At 62.2% G+C, this 21,045-nt stretch carries 23 protein-coding genes; 14 read left to right on the forward strand and 9 right to left on the reverse strand.

The window, feature by feature from the left end; genetic code table 11:
* The first annotated feature begins 152 nt into the window (after window positions 1–152).
* Both ASE71_RS36475 and ASE71_RS17715 read left to right on the forward strand, forming a co-directional pair.
* Window positions 153–293 (forward strand): hypothetical protein, encoded by a 141-nt coding sequence (locus ASE71_RS36475; RefSeq protein ID WP_089045732.1) that lies wholly within the window; start codon window positions 153–155, stop codon window positions 291–293.
* Window positions 290–631 (forward strand): DUF6105 family protein, encoded by a 342-nt coding sequence (locus ASE71_RS17715; protein ID WP_060522216.1) that lies wholly within the window; start codon window positions 290–292, stop codon window positions 629–631. Before ASE71_RS36475 ends, ASE71_RS17715 begins: the two co-directional genes overlap by 4 nt.
* Here ASE71_RS17715 and ruvX read toward each other — a convergent pair.
* A complete protein-coding gene (gene ruvX / locus ASE71_RS17720) occupies window positions 577–1,062 on the reverse strand; it encodes a Holliday junction resolvase RuvX (RefSeq protein ID WP_060522217.1) in 486 nt (161 codons plus the stop codon). The two genes, ASE71_RS17715 and ruvX, sit on opposite strands and share 55 nt — an antisense overlap.
* 81 nt (window positions 1,063–1,143) lie before the next feature.
* Here ruvX and ASE71_RS17725 point away from each other — a divergent pair, with 81 nt between their 5' ends.
* The 5 genes from ASE71_RS17725 to ASE71_RS17745 all read left to right on the forward strand — a co-directional run bounded on the left by ASE71_RS17725 (window position 1,144) and on the right by ASE71_RS17745 (window position 5,924).
* Window positions 1,144–1,848, forward strand: coding sequence for a metal-dependent hydrolase (locus ASE71_RS17725; protein ID WP_034795392.1), 705 nt, complete (start codon window positions 1,144–1,146; stop codon window positions 1,846–1,848).
* 109 nt (window positions 1,849–1,957) lie between these two features.
* A complete protein-coding gene (gatC, locus tag ASE71_RS17730) occupies window positions 1,958–2,245 on the forward strand; it encodes an Asp-tRNA(Asn)/Glu-tRNA(Gln) amidotransferase subunit GatC (RefSeq protein ID WP_034795408.1) in 288 nt (95 codons plus the stop codon).
* A 50-nt stretch (window positions 2,246–2,295) separates the two neighbouring features.
* Window positions 2,296–3,777: an Asp-tRNA(Asn)/Glu-tRNA(Gln) amidotransferase subunit GatA gene (gene gatA / locus ASE71_RS17735; RefSeq protein ID WP_060522218.1), complete on the forward strand. Its 1,482-nt coding sequence runs from the start codon at window positions 2,296–2,298 to the stop codon at window positions 3,775–3,777.
* 71 nt (window positions 3,778–3,848) lie between these two features.
* Window positions 3,849–4,340, forward strand: a complete 492-nt coding sequence (locus tag ASE71_RS17740; RefSeq protein ID WP_060522219.1) for a GNAT family N-acetyltransferase — start codon at window positions 3,849–3,851, stop codon at window positions 4,338–4,340.
* Between the two features lie 132 nt (window positions 4,341–4,472).
* Window positions 4,473–5,924, forward strand: coding sequence for a sensor domain-containing diguanylate cyclase (locus tag ASE71_RS17745; protein WP_060539385.1), 1,452 nt, complete (start codon window positions 4,473–4,475; stop codon window positions 5,922–5,924).
* Between the two features lie 77 nt (window positions 5,925–6,001).
* On the opposite strand, the gene ASE71_RS17750 is transcribed toward ASE71_RS17745, so the two are convergent.
* Together ASE71_RS17750 and ASE71_RS17755 are read right to left on the reverse strand one after the other, a co-directional pair.
* A complete protein-coding gene (locus tag ASE71_RS17750; protein ID WP_034795416.1) occupies window positions 6,002–6,256 on the reverse strand; it encodes a YjhX family toxin in 255 nt (84 codons plus the stop codon).
* A 207-nt stretch (window positions 6,257–6,463) separates the two neighbouring features.
* Entirely contained in the window at window positions 6,464–6,742 is a 279-nt protein-coding gene (locus ASE71_RS17755) for a DUF1294 domain-containing protein (protein WP_060522221.1), read from the reverse strand.
* A gap of 160 nt (window positions 6,743–6,902) precedes the next feature.
* Here ASE71_RS17755 and gatB point away from each other — a divergent pair, with 160 nt between their 5' ends.
* The 5 genes from gatB to ASE71_RS17780 all read left to right on the forward strand — a co-directional run bounded on the left by gatB (window position 6,903) and on the right by ASE71_RS17780 (window position 10,578).
* The gene (gene gatB / locus ASE71_RS17760) at window positions 6,903–8,405 is read left to right on the forward strand and encodes an Asp-tRNA(Asn)/Glu-tRNA(Gln) amidotransferase subunit GatB (protein WP_034795650.1); all 1,503 of its coding nucleotides are present in this window, start codon (window positions 6,903–6,905) and stop codon (window positions 8,403–8,405) included.
* A 2-nt stretch (window positions 8,406–8,407) separates the two neighbouring features.
* The gene (locus ASE71_RS17765; RefSeq protein WP_034795435.1) at window positions 8,408–8,902 is read left to right on the forward strand and encodes a GNAT family N-acetyltransferase; all 495 of its coding nucleotides are present in this window, start codon (window positions 8,408–8,410) and stop codon (window positions 8,900–8,902) included.
* Between the two features lie 126 nt (window positions 8,903–9,028).
* A complete protein-coding gene (locus ASE71_RS17770; protein WP_060522242.1) occupies window positions 9,029–9,496 on the forward strand; it encodes a GNAT family N-acetyltransferase in 468 nt (155 codons plus the stop codon).
* A 108-nt stretch (window positions 9,497–9,604) separates the two neighbouring features.
* The gene (locus tag ASE71_RS17775) at window positions 9,605–10,000 is read left to right on the forward strand and encodes an NADH:ubiquinone oxidoreductase subunit NDUFA12 (protein WP_060522222.1); all 396 of its coding nucleotides are present in this window, start codon (window positions 9,605–9,607) and stop codon (window positions 9,998–10,000) included.
* 125 nt (window positions 10,001–10,125) lie between these two features.
* Window positions 10,126–10,578: a DUF2155 domain-containing protein gene (locus ASE71_RS17780; RefSeq protein WP_034795441.1), complete on the forward strand. Its 453-nt coding sequence runs from the start codon at window positions 10,126–10,128 to the stop codon at window positions 10,576–10,578.
* Window positions 10,579–10,615: 37 nt separating this feature from the next.
* Here the strand turns inward: ASE71_RS17780 and aat are convergent, their stop codons facing one another.
* From aat to ASE71_RS17805, 5 genes are all read right to left on the reverse strand, one after another.
* Window positions 10,616–11,230 carry a leucyl/phenylalanyl-tRNA--protein transferase gene (aat, locus tag ASE71_RS17785; protein WP_034795444.1) on the reverse strand — a complete coding sequence of 205 codons (615 nt, stop codon included), beginning with the start codon at window positions 11,228–11,230 and terminating at the stop codon, window positions 10,616–10,618.
* Window positions 11,231–11,240: 10 nt separating this feature from the next.
* Window positions 11,241–12,584, reverse strand: a complete 1,344-nt coding sequence (accC, locus tag ASE71_RS17790; protein WP_034795446.1) for an acetyl-CoA carboxylase biotin carboxylase subunit — start codon at window positions 12,582–12,584, stop codon at window positions 11,241–11,243.
* A gap of 12 nt (window positions 12,585–12,596) precedes the next feature.
* A complete protein-coding gene (accB, locus tag ASE71_RS17795) occupies window positions 12,597–13,076 on the reverse strand; it encodes an acetyl-CoA carboxylase biotin carboxyl carrier protein (protein ID WP_034795447.1) in 480 nt (159 codons plus the stop codon).
* Between the two features lie 25 nt (window positions 13,077–13,101).
* Window positions 13,102–13,548 (reverse strand): type II 3-dehydroquinate dehydratase, encoded by a 447-nt coding sequence (aroQ, locus tag ASE71_RS17800; RefSeq protein ID WP_034795448.1) that lies wholly within the window; start codon window positions 13,546–13,548, stop codon window positions 13,102–13,104.
* 106 nt (window positions 13,549–13,654) lie between these two features.
* Window positions 13,655–14,422 (reverse strand): DsbA family protein, encoded by a 768-nt coding sequence (locus ASE71_RS17805; RefSeq protein ID WP_060522223.1) that lies wholly within the window; start codon window positions 14,420–14,422, stop codon window positions 13,655–13,657.
* A 233-nt stretch (window positions 14,423–14,655) separates the two neighbouring features.
* On the opposite strand from ASE71_RS17805, the gene ASE71_RS17810 reads away from it, so the two are divergent.
* Window positions 14,656–15,813 carry a pyridoxal phosphate-dependent aminotransferase gene (locus ASE71_RS17810; protein WP_113544669.1) on the forward strand — a complete coding sequence of 386 codons (1,158 nt, stop codon included), beginning with the start codon at window positions 14,656–14,658 and terminating at the stop codon, window positions 15,811–15,813.
* 113 nt (window positions 15,814–15,926) lie between these two features.
* Here the strand turns inward: ASE71_RS17810 and ASE71_RS17815 are convergent, their stop codons facing one another.
* Window positions 15,927–18,731 carry an Rne/Rng family ribonuclease gene (locus ASE71_RS17815; RefSeq protein ID WP_060522224.1) on the reverse strand — a complete coding sequence of 935 codons (2,805 nt, stop codon included), beginning with the start codon at window positions 18,729–18,731 and terminating at the stop codon, window positions 15,927–15,929.
* Between the two features lie 771 nt (window positions 18,732–19,502).
* Between ASE71_RS17815 and ASE71_RS17820 the strand changes: the two genes are divergently transcribed.
* Window positions 19,503–20,723: an N-acetylmuramoyl-L-alanine amidase gene (locus tag ASE71_RS17820; protein WP_060522244.1), complete on the forward strand. Its 1,221-nt coding sequence runs from the start codon at window positions 19,503–19,505 to the stop codon at window positions 20,721–20,723.
* Window positions 20,724–21,045 lie beyond the last annotated feature (322 nt).

The raw sequence follows: 21,045 nt of genomic DNA on the forward strand, positions 1-21,045 counted from the left end.
GGAGTGTCCCGCTTCAAGGATCCGCGACCGGACTGCCCTGTGAAAATTAACCTTAACAAATGGTTTACGTTGCGCGGGTCGCCGCAAGGGCGGAGATTGATCCGGCATTTTAATGGATTCCGGAATGGAGCGGTTCGGTGAGAACTGGTCTTATGATCATCATGATGATGTTTTTTGCCGGACTGGCGCTAGATATCGCAGTTCCCGCGATGGTTCTTGTGGCCGTCGTGCTGGCTGACCGCGCGATTTACCCAGTTGTCTTTCGGCAGATCTCGGAAAGGGGAGCCGCATGAAGTGGTTTCTGATCCTTTGGGGCGGGCCGATCCTGCTGCTGGGCTCCTGGTATGGCCTGTCGTACTACGACATGAGCTTCGGCTTCTTTATGCTGACGCGCCAAACCCATGATCTGGTGTTCCAGATCTACGGCAATGTCCTCGGCATCCCGCCGGAAACCATTCCGCCGCTCGTAGCCCGCGCGATCGTCGTCGACAGCCTGATCGTTTTCGCCATTATCGGCTTTCGCAAGCGCCGCCAGATCGCCGCCTGGTATCGTCGCCGCTTCGGTGCCGCGGCCCCTCAGTCCGAGAGGCCGTCTCTTGCCAGCGACGCCAGCCTGTCGAGCGCGCCCTGAAGAATGAACGAGGCCGCGGCCGAATCGATGCGTTCGGCCCGCTTGCGTCGTGACACGTCCATCTCGATCAGCACCCGCTCGGCCGCGACGGTCGAAAGCCGTTCATCCCAGAAGGCAAAGGGCAGGGGCGTTTTCTGTTCCATGTTGCGCACGAAGGCGCGGGTCGCCTGACAGCGCGGCCCCTCGCTGCCGTCCATATTGACGGGCAGGCCGATGACGAAGGCCGCGATCTTTTCTTTCGTCGCTGCCGACAGCAGCGCCTTCGCGTCCACGCCGAACTTGACCCGACGGATCACCTCGCGCGGGGTCGCAAAGCGGCGACCGAGATCGGAGACCGAGAGGCCGATCGTTTTCGTGCCGAGGTCGAGGCCTGCAATCGCCTGGTTCGGCTGTAGCTGGGCTGCGAGTTCTTCGATGGTGAGAATTGCCATGGGATTGTCGATTCGATCTTTGCGCGGAGAGTTGTCTGATCCATATGCTGTTGCGACAGACAAATCATCAGGGAGATCGTCATGAAGATCAAATGGCTCGGCCATGCCGCCTTTCACATCGAAACGGCAAAGTCCAAAATCCTGATCGACCCTTTCTTTACCGGCAATCCGGCGTTCCGCGACGAGGAGCGCCGGGACGCGACCGCCGGGCTCACCCACATACTCCTGACCCATGGTCACGGCGACCATGTCGGCGATACCATTGCGATCGCCAAGGAGACGGGCGCGACGGTCGTTGCCAATGCCGACCTTGCCGCCTGGCTCGGCCGGCATGGCGTCAAGGCGCTGGAAATGGGGAACACCGGCGGCACGATCAATCTCGGTAGTTTCTCGACAACCTTCGTGAACGCGCTGCATTCGTCGGCGCAGCTGACCGAGGACGGCGTCTCGCACTCGCTCGGCAATGCCAACGGCCTGGTGCTGCATTTCGAGGACGAGCCGACGCTCTATCACATGGGTGATACGGACATCTTCTCCGACATGGCGCTGATCAACGAGCTGCATCAGCCGGAGATCGGCATCGTGCCGATCGGCGATCGTTTCACCATGGGCGGGGCGGTTGCGGCCCTTGCCTGCCAGCGCTTCTTCAAGTTCTCGACAGCCATCCCCTGCCATTACGGCTCGTTCCCGATCATCGACCAGACCCCGGAAACCTTCGTTGCCGGCATGGAAAGCGCGTCGACCAAGGTGGCGACGCCGCACGTCGGCGGCGTCGTCGAGATCTGATGTTGCGCCGGGCCTTTTGACGAGAGGCCCGGTCCTCCGGCAATTCCCCCGTTGCGTGGCTCGCCCTGCGCCATTATAGCGGGGGAAGTTCCAGTTACCGGAGACGATCATGTCCGTAGACCTTGCCACCGTGAAGCGCGTCGCGCGCCTTGCCCGTATCGCCGTCAGCGAAGAAGAAGCCGAACGGATGATGGGTGAGCTCAATGGCATCCTCGGTTTCGTCGAGCAGCTCTCCGAAGTGAATGTCGATGGCGTCGAGCCGATGACCTCGGTCACGCCGATGGATATGAAGAAGCGGACGGACACCGTATCGGACGGCAACAAGGCCGACGACATCGTTGCCAATGCGCCGAATTCCGATCGCAATTTCTTCCTCGTTCCGAAGGTGGTCGAGTAATCTCCCGCCAGCTGCCCCGACGTTTCTGATTGCGAAAGCCAGATTTTACCATGACCGACCTTACCAGCCTGACGATTGCCGAAGCCCGCACCAAGCTCGCCGCCAAGGACATCACCGCCGTCGAACTGACCGATGCCTATCTCGGCGCGATCGATGCCGCCAATGAGGCGATCAACGCCTACATCGCCGTCACGCCCGAAAAGGCACGAGAGATGGCCAAGGCCTCGGATGCGCGTATCGCCGCCGGCAAGGCCGGTGCGCTCGAAGGCATCCCGCTCGGCATCAAGGACCTCTTCGCCACCGAAGGCGTGCACACCCAAGCCTGCAGCCACATCCTCGACGGTTTCGCGCCGCGCTACGAATCGACCGTGACCCAGAACCTCTGGAACGACGGCGCCGTCATGCTCGGCAAGCTGAACATGGACGAGTTCGCCATGGGCTCGTCGAACGAGACCTCCTACTACGGCGCGGTCAAGAACCCGTGGCGCGCCAAGGGCTCCAATCTGGATCTCGTGCCGGGTGGCTCCTCCGGTGGTTCCGCCGCAGCCGTTGCCGCGCATCTCTGCGCCGGCGCGACCGCCACCGATACCGGCGGCTCCATCCGCCAGCCTGCAGCCTTCACCGGCACCGTCGGTATCAAGCCGACCTATGGTCGCTGCTCGCGCTGGGGCACCGTCGCTTTCGCCTCGTCGCTCGACCAGGCAGGCCCGATCGCCCGTGACGTGCGCGATGCCGCGATCCTCCTGAAGTCGATGGCAAGCGTCGACGCCAAGGACACGACCTCGGTCGATCTGCCGGTGCCGGATTACGAAGCCGCGATCGGCAAGTCGATCAAGGGCATGAAGATCGGCATTCCGCGTGAATACCGCGTCGATGGCATGCCGGAAGAGATCGAAGCGCTCTGGCAGCAGGGCATTGCCTGGCTGAAGGAAGCCGGTGCCGAGATCGTCGACATCACCCTGCCGCACACGAAATACGCGCTGCCGGCCTACTACATCGTCGCTCCGGCCGAGGCCTCCTCGAACCTTGCCCGCTATGACGGCGTTCGCTACGGCCTGCGCGTCGACGGCAAGGACATCGTCGACATGTACGAAAAGACGCGCGCCGCCGGCTTCGGTCACGAAGTCAAGCGCCGCATCATGATCGGCACCTACGTGCTTTCGGCCGGCTACTACGATGCCTACTATCTGCAGGCGCAGAAGGTGCGCACCCTGATCAAGCGCGACTTCGAACTGGCGTTCCATGCCGGCGTTGACGCCATCCTGACGCCGGCGACGCCGTCGTCTGCCTTCGGCATCGCCGACGAGGATCTGGCATCCGATCCGGTCAAGATGTACCTCAACGACATCTTCACGGTGACGGTGAACATGGCCGGCCTTCCCGGTATCGCCGTTCCCGGCGGTCTCGACCACAAGGGCCTGCCGCTTGGCCTGCAGCTGATCGGCAAGCCGTTCGAGGAAGAAACGCTGTTCAAGACCGCGCATGTGATCGAACAGGCGGCCGGCCGCTTCACACCCACCAAGTGGTGGTAAACTCTTGAGGGGCGGTACCGACGAGGTACCGCCCTTTCTTCTTCGGTTGCATCGCGGAAGGAGACCGCGTCATGCCCGTCATCCGCCATGCCCGCGCCGGCGACGTCGACCGGCTGGCCGAAATCGGCCTTAGATCCTGGCAGTCGGCAATTGCGGGCCTCGCCGATGGCGAAAAGATGCGGCGCGTGGCCGAGGCCGCATTTCTCCGTTTTCTGTTCGATCACTGGCTTTCCGTTTTGCTCGTCGAAGGCGAGGGCGCCATCTGCGGTTGGGTGGCGTGCGAGAACTTCGACAATGCGATCTCCGATCTGTGGATCGAGCCACAGCTCCAGGGCAGGGGCTTCGGCGGGCTGCTGCTTGCCGAGATCGAGCGTCGTATTGCTGCGGACGGATTCGACGCGGCCACCACCAAGACGCACGCGCGCAACGACCGCGCCGTGCGCTTCTTCCGCAATCACGGTTATGGCGTGAGTTGGCTGTCGACCGCCTATGCGCCGCAACTCGACAGCGACGTTGCCTTCATCGGTCTGAGCAAATCTCTGGAGCAAAGCCCGGATCATTGACACCCCGCCACCCCATGCATGGCAGCCACGCGCAAAGCCGGCTGGCCTATTCACACCGCATTCATTAGGCCCATGAAATATTATGGGGTATGACGTGGTGGTGGGGCACCGCAAGGGGGGCGCTTGTTGCAGATGCTGGATAAAACGGTTCCGCGACCGTTGGTTCTGAGACCTTTCCACCATTCGTTTTGGCTTGCCGGCCTGGGCGTGATCGTCTTCACCGCCTGCGTGCTCGGCATCTTGAGTCGCCCGGTCGGCATGCTGGCTTCGATCTGGCCGGCAAATGCGATCCTGCTCGGCCTGCTGATCAGAAGACCGTCGCTCGCCAGCCCGGCTGGATGGCTGACGGCGGCATTGGCCTACGTTCTTGCGGACCTGGTGACCGGCGCGGATCTCTATGAAGCCGCGGCGCTGAATGCGGCCAACATGGTCGGCGTCGTCATCGGCTTCCTGCTCTATCGCCGCTTTTCGCCGGAGCATCGGCACCTGCGCCGGGCGCGCTCGGTCCTTTACATGTTCGCTGCCTCCTCTCTGGCGGCGATGGGCGCCTCGCTCGTCGGAGCGGTCGCGGTTCACTTGTCCTTCGGCAAACCCGTCGCGGACGCATTCGTCGCCTGGCTCACCACCGAGCTGGTCAATTATGTGGTTCTGCTCCCGGTTTTCCTGGCAGCGCCGCTTCCTGAAGACGGTTTGCGATCCCGTGCCACGAGAACGACGGTGTCAACGGCCTCTGCTTCTGCAACCGTCTGGCCGTTCGTCTCCCTGGTCTTGTCCTGCGCTGCGGCACTCGTCATCGGCGGCCCAGGCGCTTTCGCTTTCCCGGTGCCGGCACTCTTGTGGTGCGCGCTCAGCTATGGCTTGTTCCCGGTGACGATCCTGACGGCGATCGTCTGTGTGTTGACGCAGATTGCCGTTGCCTCCGGCGCCCTGCATCTCGGCGTCAGCGGCGTTGCCGAGGAGACGCTCACCTCCACCCGGCTGGGGACGACCCTTCTTGCGCTCTGCCCGCTGGCGGTCGCCAGCGTCGATGCCGCACGACGGGCGCTGATTGGGCGCCTGTCCCATGCGGTCGATTATGATTTTCTGACCCAGTGCCTGGCGCGCGCGACCTTCATGGCGCGCGCGGCCGCGCTGATCGCAGCGCCGGTCGCCCGAAAAGGCGGGACGGTGGTAATGATGCTCGACATCGACCGCTTCAAGGCGATCAATGACACCTATGGTCACGCCGTCGGCGATCAGGTGCTGGTCTCGGTCGCAGGCGCCGTTCGCGGGACGCTGCGTTTTGAGGATCTCGTCGGTCGGCTTGGCGGCGAAGAGTTTGCCGTTGTGCTGGTTCGGCAATCCCCGACTGATGCGCTCAAGGTCGCCGAGCGACTGCTCGAGGCCGTGCGCGCGCTCCATATCGATCTGGAGCAGGGCGGAAGGATCGCCGTCACCATCAGCATCGGCGCTGCCGAAGTCATGACCCGCGACACCGGTCTCGACGGCTTGCTGCTTGCGGCCGACCGCGCGCTCTACCAGGCGAAGGCTGCGGGCCGCGACCGCGTGCAATGTGCTGCCCCGTCGAGCGCTCACGCGACGTAAGTCGCTTTCCGTAAAGTAAAGTGCGCATCTGACGATACCGGGCATGCTGGCATGCCCGGTATCGTTCGTATTCGCCGCTAGCGGTTGTTAAGTTCGGAGCGCACGAGCTGCAGCCCGCGTTCCGTGATGCGGTAGGGTTTTCCGCCGGACGATGAAATCGCCTTCTTCCGCTTCAATTTGCGGAAAAGTTCGAGGTCGAAGCCGGGATAGACCCAGCCGTCACGGGTGAAGCACCGGATTTCGGTGATCGCCTTGTCGTCGCGGGTGATTTCGATGCGGCCGCCCTGGGCCAAATGATGAAGAATGCGCTGTTCTGCGCGCGAGATGTCCATTGTCTGAATGTTCCGGAATCGCGTTCGTATGAACGCAGGAAAACGTTCCGCAAATTACTGAAGATGCGGGGTGACGTTTCCGGCCCGTGCGCGCAATCAAAGCGGATTACGCGGACGGGCTTTACCGGGACTCAGGCGAAGAACGGAACATAAAAACTCCAATAGAACGGTGCCTTCCTAAAAGGCCGTCGTTCGCGCGTCAAGGTGTCATTGCAACGCCAGGGTGCCAATGGCCGCCAGCGCCACTTGCAAGACGATGATCAACGCGAGGCGCGTGCGAAAGGGTTCCTTACGCGTCTTGTGTCGGAAGATATGGCGCGCCGTCATCGCTCCCGGGCTGCCGCCGAAAAAGGCGAGAGTGAGCAGGGTCCGCTCGCTGATCCGCCGTCGGCCGGAGCGCGCCGCTTGCTTGTCGTACCAGAACAGCCCGAAGGCCGCCAAGTTGACGAGAATTGCGAACGAGAGCAGGGCAGGGCCGATGGACATGAGCGAAGTCTTGCCGATAGGCGCTAAACGGTGGTTAAGAGAGGCTCGCCGTCCGCATGAGATTGCATATGGCGCTTCTGATCCAGCCGAACAACTTGCACCGGCGGACCAATTGTTCTACCGAGAAACCAAGAATTCAGGCTTCAAAGAAGAGCATGATATGAGCATTGTCGACGTCCGCACCCCCGATCCGAAACGCTTCATCCCCGGCGCCACTGGCGACTGGGAAGTCATCATCGGCATGGAAGTCCATGCCCAGGTGCTTTCCAATTCGAAGCTGTTCTCGGGCGCATCGACGGAGTTCGGCAATGCGCCGAATGCGAACGTCTCGCTGGTCGATGCCGCTATGCCCGGCATGCTGCCCGTGATCAACGAGGAATGCGTGAAGCAGGCGGTGCGCACCGGTCTCGGCCTCAAGGCCGCGATCAACAATCGCTCGATCTTCGATCGCAAGAACTATTTCTATCCGGACCTGCCGCAGGGCTATCAGATCTCGCAGTTCAAGGATCCGATCGTCGGCGAGGGCAAGATCATCATTTCGGTCGGGCCGGATCGTCAGGGCCAGTTCGAGGATGTCGAGATCGGCATCGAGCGCCTGCATCTGGAACAGGATGCCGGAAAGTCGATGCACGACCAGCATCCGTCGATGTCTTATGTCGACCTCAATCGCTCGGGCGTGGCGCTGATGGAGATCGTCTCCAAGCCGGACATGCGCTCGTCGGATGAGGCCAAGGCCTACATGACGAAGCTGCGCTCGATCGTGCGCTATCTTGGCACGTGCGACGGCAACATGGACGAAGGCTCGATGCGCGCCGACGTCAACGTTTCCGTGCGTCGTCCGGGCGAGGGCTTCGGCACGCGCTGCGAAATCAAGAACGTCAACTCGATCCGCTTCATCGGCCAGGCGATCGAATACGAGGCACGCCGCCAGATCGGCATTCTTGAGGACGGTGGCAGCATCGACCAGGAGACCCGCCTGTTCGACCCGAACAAGGGCGAGACCCGCTCGATGCGCTCCAAGGAAGACGCGCACGACTACCGCTACTTCCCGGATCCGGACCTGCTGCCACTGGAGTTCGACGACGCCTTCGTCGAGGCGCTGAAGGCCGACCTGCCGGAACTGCCCGACGACAAGAAGGAGCGCTTCGTGCGCGACCTCGGCCTCTCGGTCTATGACGCCTCGGTGCTCGTCTCCGAAAAGTCGATCGCCGATTATTTCGAGGCGGTTGCCGAAGGGCGCGACGGCAAGATTGCCGCCAACTGGGTCATCAACGACCTGCTCGGTGCCTTGAACAAAGCCGGCAAAGCCATTGAGGAGACTCCGGTTTCCCCGGCACAGCTCGGCGGCATCATCGATCTCATCAAGGCCGAGACCATCTCCGGCAAGATCGCCAAGGACCTCTTCGAGATCGTCTGGAACGAGGGCGGCGACCCTGCCGAGATCGTTGAAGCGCGCGGCATGAAGCAGGTGACCGACACCGGCGCCATCGAGAAGGCCGTCGACGAGATCATCGCCGCCAACCCGGATCAGGTCGCCAAGGTGCAGGCCAAGCCTTCGCTCGCTGGCTGGTTCGTCGGCCAAGTGATGAAGGCGACCGGCGGCAAGGCCAACCCGCAGGCCGTTCAGGCGCTCGTCAAGGCCAAGCTCGGCATCGAGGAATAACGATGTTCTTCGTGCGCACGGCAAGCGAGCGCGACCTGGAGAAGGTTCGCGCTCTGCTGATCGAAACGTGGCACGCGACCTATGACACTTTCTACGGCGTCGAGAAGGTCAACGAACTCACGGAGCGCTGGCATTCGCTGCCGGCGCTCAAAGCCCGGCTCGCGCGCAAGAACGCCGAGTTTCTTGTTGCCGACGATGGAAGGCAGCTGGGCGGCATGGGCTATGCGGCGATGTCCGACACGCAAGCCAAGACGGTGGTGCTGCACCAGCTCTATGTCCTTCCGAAGTTCCAGCGCCAGGGCGTCGGCCGCGATATCTTCGCCGAACTCGAAACCTGCTTCCCGGACGCCGAGCGCATGCGCGTCGAGGTCGAGCCGCAGAACCTGCACGCGCTCACCTTCTATCGCGCGCACGGCTTTGCCGAAGTGGGCGAGACCCCGGTTGACGACCCGTCCGGTCTGCCGGCCATCGCTCTGGAAAAGCCGCTTCTCGGCTAGGCGATCCGTCCGATTGCCTGAAGTTTCGCATGCCTGTGGATAAGCTTGAGAGGCACGGCTCTGTCATCGCGCCGTTACCTCCGGGTGTTTGATCCGCGGGCGACGAACGATGTGAGCGAGGAAACCATGGACGCGACCGAACTCTTGATCCGCAAGGCCGAGCGTAAGGACCTTGAAGCGATCGTCGCGCTATTCGCCAATGATCCGCTCGGCGGCCACGGCGACACGACCGACCCCGAGGCCTTCGCGGACTACGCCGCTGCCTTCGACCGGATTGAAGCCTCGACGCTGCAGACGCTCTTTGTCGCGGTTCTTGAAGGGCAGGTCGTCGGCACTTTTCAAACCGCGCTGCACACGTCTCTGTCGGGGCGTGGAAGCTCCAGCCTGATCGTCGAAGCGGTCCAGACGCGTGCGGACATGCGCGGCCGTGGGATCGGTGAGCGCATGATGCGCCATGCGATCGGCGAGGCGCGGGAGAAGCGCGCAAAGAAGGTAAGGCTCACGTCCAACGCCGTGCGCACCGATGCGCATCGGTTCTACGAGCGTCTCGGCTTTGCGCGCAGCCACTTCGGCTTTCACCTGCCGTTGAAATGACCGCCTCCGCCTCGGAATCACTGGACAAGCCCTGAGCGGCGGGGCATAAGCGGGAACATTGTTTTGGTATCTGGCCGCCTTCCCAACGGCCGGTCAAGGACGGCATCCATGAAGCTCCTGCTGCAGATTTTCACCTGGTGGAACGAACAGACGATCGGAACGCGCTTTCACACCTGGCGCCACGGTGAACGGGTCGGTCAAGACGAACTCGGTAATGTCTACTACCAGGGCGGCAAGGATTCTGAAGGCCGCACCCGCCGCTGGGTAATCTACAACGGCTACGCCGAAGCCTCCGCCATTCCGGCCGGCTGGCACGGCTGGATGCATCACCGGACCGACGTTTCTCCGGCTGATGAAAAGTACACGCCGCGCGAATGGCAGAAGGCGCACCGCGTCAATCCGACCGGAACGGCCAACGCCTACCGCCCGCAGGGCTCGATTGCCGCCACCGGCAAGCGTCCCCGCGTGACCGGCGACTACGACGCCTGGACGCCCGGCTCCTGAACAATCTGTTCTCAGTGACCACGACGGACCGCGGAATGGGTTCCTCGATCATGGCGCGGCCACAATTGATGGTTAGCGCCTGAAATCCATCGATGACGAACAGGATACGCGGGAGACAGGCGACTATGGCAGGTTCTGATCTGCGCAAGGCAATCGGCCAAGGAACGCGGCGTTTGGGCTTGTCCCTGCTTGCCGCCTTGCCGCTGGTCGCATCTGCGGAAGCGGTTGACGCAGCCCGCCTTTCCAACGCCGTCGCCGTGTTCTCCGGCATCGACAAGATCACCGGCCGCATCACTACTTTCGACGTCTACATCGGCGAGACCGTGCAGTTCGGCGCCCTTCAGGTCACGCCGCGCGTCTGCTACAGCCGTGACGACACGGAAGCGCAGAAGATCACGACCTTCGTCGAGGTCGAGGAAATCACACTCGACCGCAAGATCCGCCGCATCTTCACCGGCTGGATGTTTGCCGATAGCCCCGGTCTGAACGCCGTCGAGCATCCGGTCTATGACGTCTGGCTGCAGTCCTGCAAGGCGACCTCGGACCTGCCGCCGCCGGACACCGCGCAGAAGCGCTGAGCGGCGGCGTATTCCCATTCTTTGAGATTTGGCTTGGTTAGAAGGCGAGGTCGGGCGACGACATCGCGTTCGCCAGAAGCACTTCGTATTCCGCCTTTGGCACGTCGATGGCACCAAACGACTTCAGGTGCTCGGTGGTGAACTGTGTATCGAGCAGTTCGAAGCCACGCGCCTTCAGTCGCTCGACCAGATGGACGAGGCAGATCTTCGAGGCGTCGGTGCGTCTGGAAAACATGCTTTCGCCGAAGAAGGCCGAGCCGAGCGAAACGCCGTAAAGTCCGCCAACCAGTTGGTCGCCTTCCCACGCCTCGACGCTGTGGGCATAGCCCATCGTATGCAGCGTCGCGTAGAGCGTGCGGATCTTGTTGTTGATCCAGGTGGTTGGCCGGTCGGGAGCAGGGGCAGCGCAGCCGTCCATGACCGCTTCGAAGGCGGTGTTGAAGCGGATGTCGAAGGGCTTTCGGCGGATGGTTTTGGCGAGGCTGCGAGAGGTGTGGAAGCCTGCGAGCGGGATCACCCCGCGAATTTCCGGCTCGACCCAGAAGATTTCCGGGTCGTCAGCCGAATCGGCCATCGGGAAGAGGCCGATCGAATAGGCGCGCAGCAGCATGTCCGGCGTAATATCGGGCTGCTTGCTGCGCGTCCCCTTCAATGTCAGGTCCTTACTCGGACGTGGCGGCCAGATGCTTCTCCAGCCAGTGGATATCGTAGTCGCCGTTGGCAATGTCCTGATTATTGATCAGGTCCTGGAACAGCGGAAGCGTCGTCTTGATGCCGTCGATGACAAATTCGTCAAGCACGCGGCGCAGACGCATCATGCATTCGACGCGGGTACGGCCGTGTACGATCAGCTTGCCGATCAGGCTGTCGTAGTAAGGCGGGATCCGGTAGCCCTGATAGGCACCCGAGTCGACGCGCACGCCAAGACCGCCCGGCGCATGGAAATGCGTGATCGTGCCCGGGGATGGGACGAAGGTGCGCGGGTCTTCGGCATTGATACGGCACTCGATCGCGTGGCCGGAGAACACGATGTCTTCCTGCCGGACCGAGAGGCCACCGCCGGAGGCGACGCGGATCTGCTCGTGCACCAGGTCGATGCCGGTGATCGCCTCGGTGATCGGATGCTCGACCTGAAGACGGGTGTTCATTTCGATGAAATAGAACTCGCCGTTTTCGTAGAGGAATTCGATCGTGCCGGCGCCGCGATACTTCAGCTTCTTCATGGCGTCGGCGCAGACCTGGCCGATCTTCATGCGCTGGTCGACGTTGAGCGCCGGGGAGTTTGCCTCTTCCCAGACCTTCTGGTGACGACGCTGCAGCGAGCAATCGCGTTCACCGAGATGCACCGCATTGCCGGCGCCGTCGCCGACGATCTGGATTTCGATGTGGCGCGGCTTGGAGAGGTACTTCTCCATGTAAACGGCGTCGTTGCCGAAAGCGGCAAGCGCTTCGGTGCGGGCCGTCGCAACGGCTTCCTCGAGATCAGCCTCGCTGCGGGCGACCTTCATGCCGCGGCCGCCGCCGCCGGCGGTCGCCTTGATCAGGACCGGGAAACCGATCTTGCGGGCGACTTCGAGGGCGTTTTCCGGCTTTACTTCGCCGTCGGAGCCCGGAACGACCGGGATGCCAAGTTCCTGCGCCGTTTGCTTGGCGGTGATCTTGTCACCCATGATGCGGATGTGTTCCGCCGTCGGGCCGATGAAGGTGATGTCATGCGCTTCAAGGATTTCGGCGAACTTGGCGTTTTCCGACAGGAAGCCGTAGCCTGGATGCACAGCGTCGGCACCGGTGATTTCGCAGGCGGCGACGATCTGGTGAATGTTCAGATAGCTATCGCGCGAGGGCGGCGGGCCGATGCAAACGCTCTCGTCGGCGAGGCGCACATGCATGGCGTCGGCGTCGGCCGTGGAATGAACGGCGACCGTGGCGATGCCGAGTTCCTTGCAGGCACGAAGCACGCGAAGGGCGATTTCGCCGCGATTGGCAATGAGAATTTTCGAGATCATCGCCGCGCCGCCTTATTCGATTACGATCAGCGGTTCGCCATATTCGACGGGGGCTGCGTCCTGGACGAAGATTTCGGTGACCTTGCCCGAGCGCGGAGCCGGGATCTGGTTCATTGTCTTCATCGCTTCGATGATGAGGATCGTCTGGCCTTCCTTGACCGTGGCGCCGACCTCAACGAAGGGGCGGGCTCCCGGTGCGGGAGACAGATAGGCAGTGCCGACCATCGGTGCGGTCACGGCATTCTTCGATGCACGGGCGCTCTCGGCGGCAGGAGCAGCAACGGCGTTTGCAGGAGCGGCCACTGCGGCGGGCATCTGGTAAGCCGGCATCTGCGGCATGGCCATCGGCATGGCAACCGGCGTGCCGTTGCGCGAAACGCGAATGCGCAGGTCGTCCTGCTCGACTTCGATCTCGGTCAGATCGGTGTCCTTGAGAATGTTGGCGAGATCGCGGATCAGCGCCTGGTCGATACCTGGTTTCTTGTCAGCCATGGAATATGAGCCTCTTGTGTTCTTTTTATTTCGACGGATTTGTCAGGTTCTTTAGCGCATGCAGCGCAAGAATGTAACTCTGGGCGCCGAAGCCGCAGATGACGCCCTTGACGGCGGGTGCGATCATCGACTTGTGGCGGAACTCCTCACGCGCATGGATGTTCGAGAGGTGCAGTTCGACGACCGGAATGCCGATGGCGCGGATGGCATCGTGAAGCGCGATCGACGTGTGGCCATAGGCGGCGGGGTTGATTGCCACGCCCGCGGCGACGTTGCCGGCCTCGTGCAGCCAATCGACCAGCATTCCCTCATGGTTCGACTGGCGGAAATCGACGTCGAAGCCGAGCGCCTTGCCTTCCGCCTTGCACATGGCCTCGATGTCGGCCAGCGTCTGGCCGCCATAAATACCCGGCTCGCGCTTGCCCAGCGCATTCAGGTTGGGGCCGTTCAGCACGAAAATGGTCGATGGCATAAGGGATTCCGGTCCGGTCATGGAGGGTTACCTATAGACTGATGGTCCCGCGAGGAAAAGCCCTTTGGGTCCCCGCGGGATTTGTCCACAGTCATGGGAAGGTTTGTCAGCAGGCGGTCTTGCCGCATTCGCGCATATTGGCGACCTTGCCCTCGATCTCCTCGGCGCCGACGGCCCCGAAGACCGCTTCGTTGCCGATGACGTAGGAGGGCGTTCCGGTGATGCCGAGGTCGTTGGCAAGGCTGTAGGCCTCGCGCACGGCCGCATCATGCGGCTCCTTTTCCATTTTCGCGCGCAGGTCCTTTTCGGAGACGCCGAGCTTGGCGGCAACTGCAAGCGCTGTCTCCTCCGTGGCGCGGTCTTCCCCGCCGAGCAGCGCCCGGTGGAAGTCGCCGTATTTTTCCGGAGCGACCAGGCGGAAGGCGGCGCTCACCTTGTGGGCGGCCAGCGAATCCGGTCCGAGGATCGGCAGTTCCTTCAGCACGAAGCGCACGTTCTTGTCCTTGGCGAGGATGTCGTCCATGTCGGAAAGCGCGCGTTTGCAGTAGCCGCAGTTGTAGTCGTAGAACTCGACAACGGTGACGTCGCCCTTGGGATTGCCGAGCACCATGTCGTAGTCGGAATTGAAGATCGCCTTGTTGTTCTCGGTGATCGCGCTTTCCGCCGCTTCCTGCTGCTTGGCGCGCTGTTTCGTCGTCAGCGCCTCCTGGATCTCGAGCATGATCTCCGGATTGGCGATCAGGTATTCCTTGATGAAGGCGCCGATCTCTTCCTTCTGCTTCGCGTCGAGCGCGAATGCGTTCTGGGGCAGGCTGACCCCGGCCACGAGCGCTGCGAGCGTCCCGGCGGCAATCATCTTGGTGCTGAAGTTCATTTCTACCTCGTTGTCCTTGCGTATCCCGTGTGTCGTCCATCGCGTGTCGCCGGGGCAACCGGCTGTTCTGAATGACAACAGGATTCCTCGTATCCGCAATATGCCGGCAGCATAGGGTGGGTGCCGCGGAAACGAAACGGCAAAATCGGCGGAAATACGGCACTCGCGGACTTGTGAAGGTCATTTTCATCGGGCAAAGGGCTGGAGAACAGCCGCATATCGAGGATTTTCCGTTGGTAGATTTGTCAAAACGCAGTGCCGTCGAACCTTTCCATGCGATGGACGTACTGGCGGAGGCGACCCGTCGCCGGGATGCCGGCCACCCGGTGATCTCGATGGCCGTCGGGCAGCCCGCCCACCCGGCGCCGAAGGCAGCTCTTGAAGCGGCGCGCAAAGCGCTTGAACATGGCCGGCTCGGCTATACCGACGCGCTCGGCACCTTGTCGCTGCGCACAGCAATCGCCCGGCACTATGAAAAGCGCCACGGAATCGCGCTCGATCCGCAGCGGGTCGCGGCCACCACCGGCTCATCCGCAGGCTTCAATCTCGCTTTCCTGGCCCTCTTCGATCCTGGCGATTGCGTCGCGATCGCGAGGCCCGGCTATCCGGCCTATCGCAACATCCTCGCAGCGCTTGGCCTGACGGTCGTCGAGGTCGAGGCCAATGCCGAGACCGGCTTCACTCTGACGCCTGAAAGTCTTTCGCGTGCCGCTGCGAAAATAGGCCGCCCATTGAAGGGCGTGCTCTTGGCGAGCCCAGCCAACCCGACCGGAACGGTGACGGGCAGGGCGGGCCTCAAGGCGCTGGCTGACTATTGCCGGGCCGAATCGATCGCCTTCATCTCCGACGAGATCTATCACGGACTGACCTTTGCCGGCGAAGAGGCAAGCGCGCTGGAGGTGACCGACGAGGTAATCGTCATCAACTCCTTCTCGAAATACTATTGCATGACCGGCTGGCGGATCGGCTGGATGGTGCTGCCGGCTGACAAGGTGCGCGGCTTCGAGCGCATCGCCCAGAGCCTCTACATCTCGCCGCCCGAGCTCTCGCAGATCGCGGCAGAAGCAGCGCTCAACGCGCATGAGGAGCTCGACCGTTACAAGGCCGCCTATGCCGCCAACCGGGACATGCTCATGAAGCGGTTGCCGGAGATCGGCTTCTCGATCGCCTCGCCGATGGACGGTGCCTTCTACGCCTATGCGGATGTCACCCGCTTTACCAATGACAGCATGGCCTTTGCCAAGCGGATGCTCGCCGAGATCAACGTCGCGGCAACCCCGGGATTCGACTTCGATCCGCTGGAAGGGCACCGCACAATGCGCTTCTCCTATGCCGGCGCCGAGGCCGACATGGTCGAGGCCATGGACAGGATCGCGCGTTGGCTGGCGTGACGCTCTGAACAGGCAGGCAGGGCAGGTCCCTTCTGCCATCCGCCCAAAGGAAAAGGCCCGGATCGCTCCGGGCCTTTCGTGTTTTCAGAGTTTGGCGCTGGCCGAGCGGCTTCTTAGAAGAAGCCGCGGCGCTGCCACCAGCCGCCCTTTTTGGGCTTGCCCGGCTCTTCCTCTTCGGGCTTCGTCGCGCTCGACGTCACCACCGGTTCGGAAGCGATTTTCGAGAGGTCGCGGTTCGCACGCACAGGCTTGGTTTCGGCAAGGTCGGCCGCAGCCTCTTCCACCGCTTCGACGGCCGGGTCGGCAACCGCAGGCTGGTCTTCGATCACTGCCTGAGCAACTTCGTCGACGCTTACTGCCGGTTCTTCAGCCTTGACGGCCTTCTTGCGGGTGCGCTTCGGCTTGGCAGGCTTTACGTCCGCCACCTCGGCTTCTTCGGCCACCACAGCCGTTTCCTCAACAGCGACAGCCACTTCGACCTCGGCCGCAGCGGCCGGTGCCTCTACGGTTTCGGTTTCTTCTGCGCCATCGTCGCCGGCTTCCGCATCGGCACCTGCTTCAAGCTGGCCTTCGCCTTCACCTTCGCCTTCCGGACGGTTGCGGCGGCCGCCACGCTTGCCGCGGCGGCGGCGCTTGCGCTTCTGATCGCCATCGGCGGTCGCGGCGTCTGCATCGACGCCCTCGTCATCGCCTTCGTCCTCATCGGAACCGTCGTCGGCATCGCCTGCCGATTCGGAGACCTGGAGAGCGCTGCCTTCGGCCTGCTGGCCGCCCTTGCCGCGCCGGCGGCGACGGCGCTTGCGCTTGCGTCCGTTCTGATCGTCGGACTGGGCAGCAGCCTTCGGCTGTTCCTGCCGCTGTTCGCCGGCGATTTCCTCTGCTTCTTCCTCGTCGAGATCCTCTTCGATCACGACGTCGTCTTCTTCCTCTTCCGGCTCGAAGTGCAGCAGCTGTTCGATCTTGACCGGATTTTCGACCGGCTCGCCACGATCGATCGCGAAGTGCTGTGCGCCGACATGGGCATCAGCCTCGATGATGATCGAAACGCCGAAGCGGCCTTCGTAGTCCATGATCGTGCCGCGCTTCTGATTGAGCAGGTAGAGCGCGATATCCGGGATGGTGCGCACGGTGATGTCGTGCGTCGTGTTCTTCAGCAGGTGTTCCTCGATGCCGCGCAAGACGTGCAGTGCAACCGAAGACTGCGAGCGGACGTGACCCGTGCCGTTGCAGTGCGGGCAGGTCTGCATCGTCGATTCGAGCACCGAGGCGCGAATGCGCTGGCGCGACATTTCGAGCAGGCCGAAATGCGAGATACGGCCGACCTGGATGCGGGCGCGATCGTTCTTCAGGCAATCCTTCAGACGCTTCTCGACCGAGCGGTTGTTCCGCTTTTCTTCCATGTCGATGAAGTCGATGACGACGAGGCCGGCAAGGTCGCGCAGGCGGAGCTGGCGTGCCACTTCTTCCGCCGCTTCCAGGTTCGTCTGGAGAGCGGTGTCTTCGATCGAGTGCTCGCGCGTCGAACGGCCGGAGTTGACGTCGATCGAAACCAGGGCTTCGGTCTGGTTGATGATGATGTAGCCACCGGACTTCAGCGTTACCTGCGGCTGCAGCATGCGGTCGAGCTGCGCTTCGATGCCGGAGCGCGAGAAGATCGGATGCACGTCGCGGTAAGGCTGAACCACCTTGGCGTGGCTGGGCATCAGCATCTTCATGAAGCCCTTGGCTTCTTTGTAGCCTTCCTCACCGGAAACGATGATCTCGCTGATGTCCTTGTTGTAGAGGTCGCGGATCGAGCGCTTGATCAGGCTGCCTTCTTCATAGACGAGGCAGGGGGCCGTGGAATTCAGCGTCAGCGTGCGGACGTTTTCCCACAGGCGCATCAGATATTCGAAGTCGCGCTTGATCTCGACCTTGGTGCGGTTGGCACCGGCGGTGCGCAGGATCACGCCCATGCCTTGCGGCACTTCGAGGCCGCGGGCGATTTCCTTCAGGCGCTTGCGGTCCTGCAGATTGGTGATCTTGCGGGAGATGCCGCCGCCACGTGCGGTGTTCGGCATAAGCACCGAGTAGCGACCGGCGAGCGACAGGTAGGTCGTCAGCGCCGCGCCCTTGTTGCCGCGCTCTTCCTTGGCGACCTGAACCAGCAGGATCTGGCGGCGCTTGATGACTTCCTGGATGCGGTACTGCTTGCGCGGCTTGCGAACCTGGCGATCCGGAACTTCTTCCATGGCGTCTTCGGCGCCGACGGATTCGATGATTTCCTTTTCGCCGTCGTGACTGTCGTCGTCATCATCGTCGTCGTCATGGCGACGGCGGCTGTCGACATCCTCGGAGATGGCGTCGGTATCGACCATGGCAGCCATTTCGCCGCCATTGCTCTCGTCGCCATCGGTCGATGCAGCAGCCGCTTCTTCAGCGGCCTTGGCCTTGGTCTTGCGGGTGCGCTTCGGCTTCGCCTTCGGCTTTTCGGCCGGCGCTTCCTCTTCGACGACCGGTGCGGCGTCAGCGACCGCTGCGACCGGCTCGGCTTCAGTTTCCGCGACGACTTCGAGGTCTACGGGAACGGAAAGTTCGCTTGCCGGGGCAGGGGCGGTCTCGACATGCTCGATGTCGTCGTCACGCCGCGCTTCTTCGGCTTCGGCCTTCAAGAGCGCCTGACGATCGGCGAGCGGGATCTGGTAGTAGTCGGGATGGATTTCGGCGAAAGCCAGGAACCCGTGGCGGTTGCCGCCGTAGTCGACGAAGGCGGCCTGGAGCGAGGGCTCCACCCGGGTGACCTTCGCCAGATAGATATTGCCGCGGATCTGCTTCTTATGTTCCGACTCGAAGTCGAACTCTTCTATGCGGTTCCCGCGAACGACAACGACGCGCGTCTCTTCTGAATGAGACGCATCGATAAGCATTTTCTCTGCCATCTAAGCTGTGCTCCTCGGCGCGCCAGCGGAACGGGAGACAGACCTGCTTCCTTAGGAAGACTGCCAAACACGTCGGAAGGTGCGCCGGATATGAAAGTTCCTGTTTGGCGCAGGCGATGGTGCAGCAGCCAGACGACAGCCGGAACATGTGTGTCCCGGGGCCGCGCTACTTCTGACCGATACTGCTGAGTCAACATCAATGACCAAACAAGAATGCCAATGTCCAAGGTCTCATGAAGACCCGATGAATGCGCCCGCTTGCGGGCGTCGGTGAAAAATCACCATCAAGAACTCCGGCCACCGCCGGAAATTTGCGATCCAGTGTACGGGGAGGAAATGCAGCGACGGCGGATGAACACTTGCGACCGCGGAATTGCGATAAGTTAACCGGTCAATCCGGTTCGACCGCACCCTGGCGCCAAGCTTTGGAGAAGCTCCGGCTGCCCGGTCGACTGTTCTATCCCGTCAACACTTTCTCCTTGTGACGCTTTTATGTTTTCTATGTCACATTGGCAAGGGAAAAGCCCGTGCCGCCACAATAATGATCGATTCGCTTGTCCACGTGGAGTAGGTCGATAAACGGTAAATCGATTGTCCCGGCGGGCCGGGGAAGATGATCATTGTCAAGCATTGGTTAACCATAAGGGTTCATTGATCAACCTGTGCGTCCAGCAGCCGTGCGTCGGCTGCTGTTTGGTTTTCTGAGAAAGTGGTGGAGAGCCCGAGGTGAGGCCTTTGGCGGTTTGTATGCGTGGTTCGCTGTTGTCGTTGATGTCGCGCACGGGCAGGCTTCTGCTCGGAGCATCGCTGCTTGCCGGCGGTCTTCTTTTGAACGTGCCGGCGGCTGTTGCCGCCGAGCCGGGGCCTTTGCTCGCCTTTGCTGCGCGGATCGCCGGCGACGATGCACGCACGCGCGTCGTCGTCGAGTTCGATCGCAAACCGGAATTCTCCCTGCACTACGTAGCCGATCCTGTTCGCGTCGTGGTCGACCTGCCGGAAACGGCCTTCGGCCTCAAGGCGGACAGCCTTGAACCGCGCGGCCTCTTCGATGCGATCCGCTACGGCGGCATGGGGGCGGGCAACTCCCGCATCGTTCTTTCGGCGAAAGGCCCCGTGGCGGTAACCCATGCGGAAGTCGTCGCGGAAGAGGGGGGCAAGGGCTACCGGCTCGTGCTCGATGCCGAGCGCGTCGACCAGGCGCGCTTCGATGCGCTTCTCGGTGAACAGCAGTGGACCGGATCGGTCGCCGCCGCCAAGACCGACAGGCCGGTTGCCGTCGCTCCCACGAGGGAAGGCGGGCCGTTCATCATCGCGATCGATGCGGGCCATGGAGGCATCGATACCGGTGCGCTCGCCGGCGAAACGAAGACGGAGGAGAAGCATGTAACGCTCGCCTTCGCGAAAGATCTCGTCGAGGCCCTGAACAAGGGCGCCGGGATCGAGGCTTTCCTCACCCGCGACAAGGACGTCTTCCTCTCGCTTCCCCAGCGCGTACAGATCGCCCGCAACAAGGGCGCCCATCTCTTCATTTCGCTTCATGCGGACGCGCTGCGCCAGAAGGACATCCGCGGCGCGACGGTCTATACCATCTCCGACAAGGCCTCCGACCATCTGGCCGCAAGTCTTGCCGCCCGCGAAAATTTGTCCGACGAAATCGCCGGCGTGCCGCTTCAGAGCGAGCCGGCGGAAGTGGCCGACATCCTGATCGATCTGACGCGCCGCGAGACGCAGGCCTTCTCGGTCAACATGGCGCGCGCCGTCGTTACGTCCTTCGAGGGCCAGATCAATCTCATCAACAATCCGCACCGTTTTGCCGGCTTCCGCGTGCTGCAGGCGCCGGACGTGCCCTCGATCCTGCTTGAACTGGGCTTCCTGTCGAACAAGGAGGACGAAAAACTGCTGCTGGATCCGGAGTGGCGCAAGAAGGTTTCAGAGCGTCTTGCGGTCGCTGTTCAGCGATACCGCGCGCAGGCCATCGCCAGCGGCGGCTGACGCTTGAAGGCAGGCCCGGGAACGAAGTGATTTGTGTCGCCCCGGTAACAGCGCTATGCTTTTCAACGGGATGCGCACGGGATTATCGCATAACAGCCCTATTTTACGCACAATCCGGGACCTAACCGGAATTGCGCCCGGATTTGTTGAGAAACGAGTTGAAGCCCGGAGTTCCCCGCCATATGAGGAGCCGGGCTAGGTGGGGCGTTGCGACGCCAGACGATTTCTCGTGAAAGAGTTTGGTCGGCCCGCTGTATAGAAGCCGGCAGGACAGAGCATGGACTGTCAGTCGGGCGGTTCGGCAATTGGACGATAATTAAGG

Source organism: Ensifer sp. Root954 (assembly GCF_001429005.1).
Taxonomy (GTDB): Bacteria; Pseudomonadota; Alphaproteobacteria; order Rhizobiales; family Rhizobiaceae; genus Ensifer; species Ensifer adhaerens.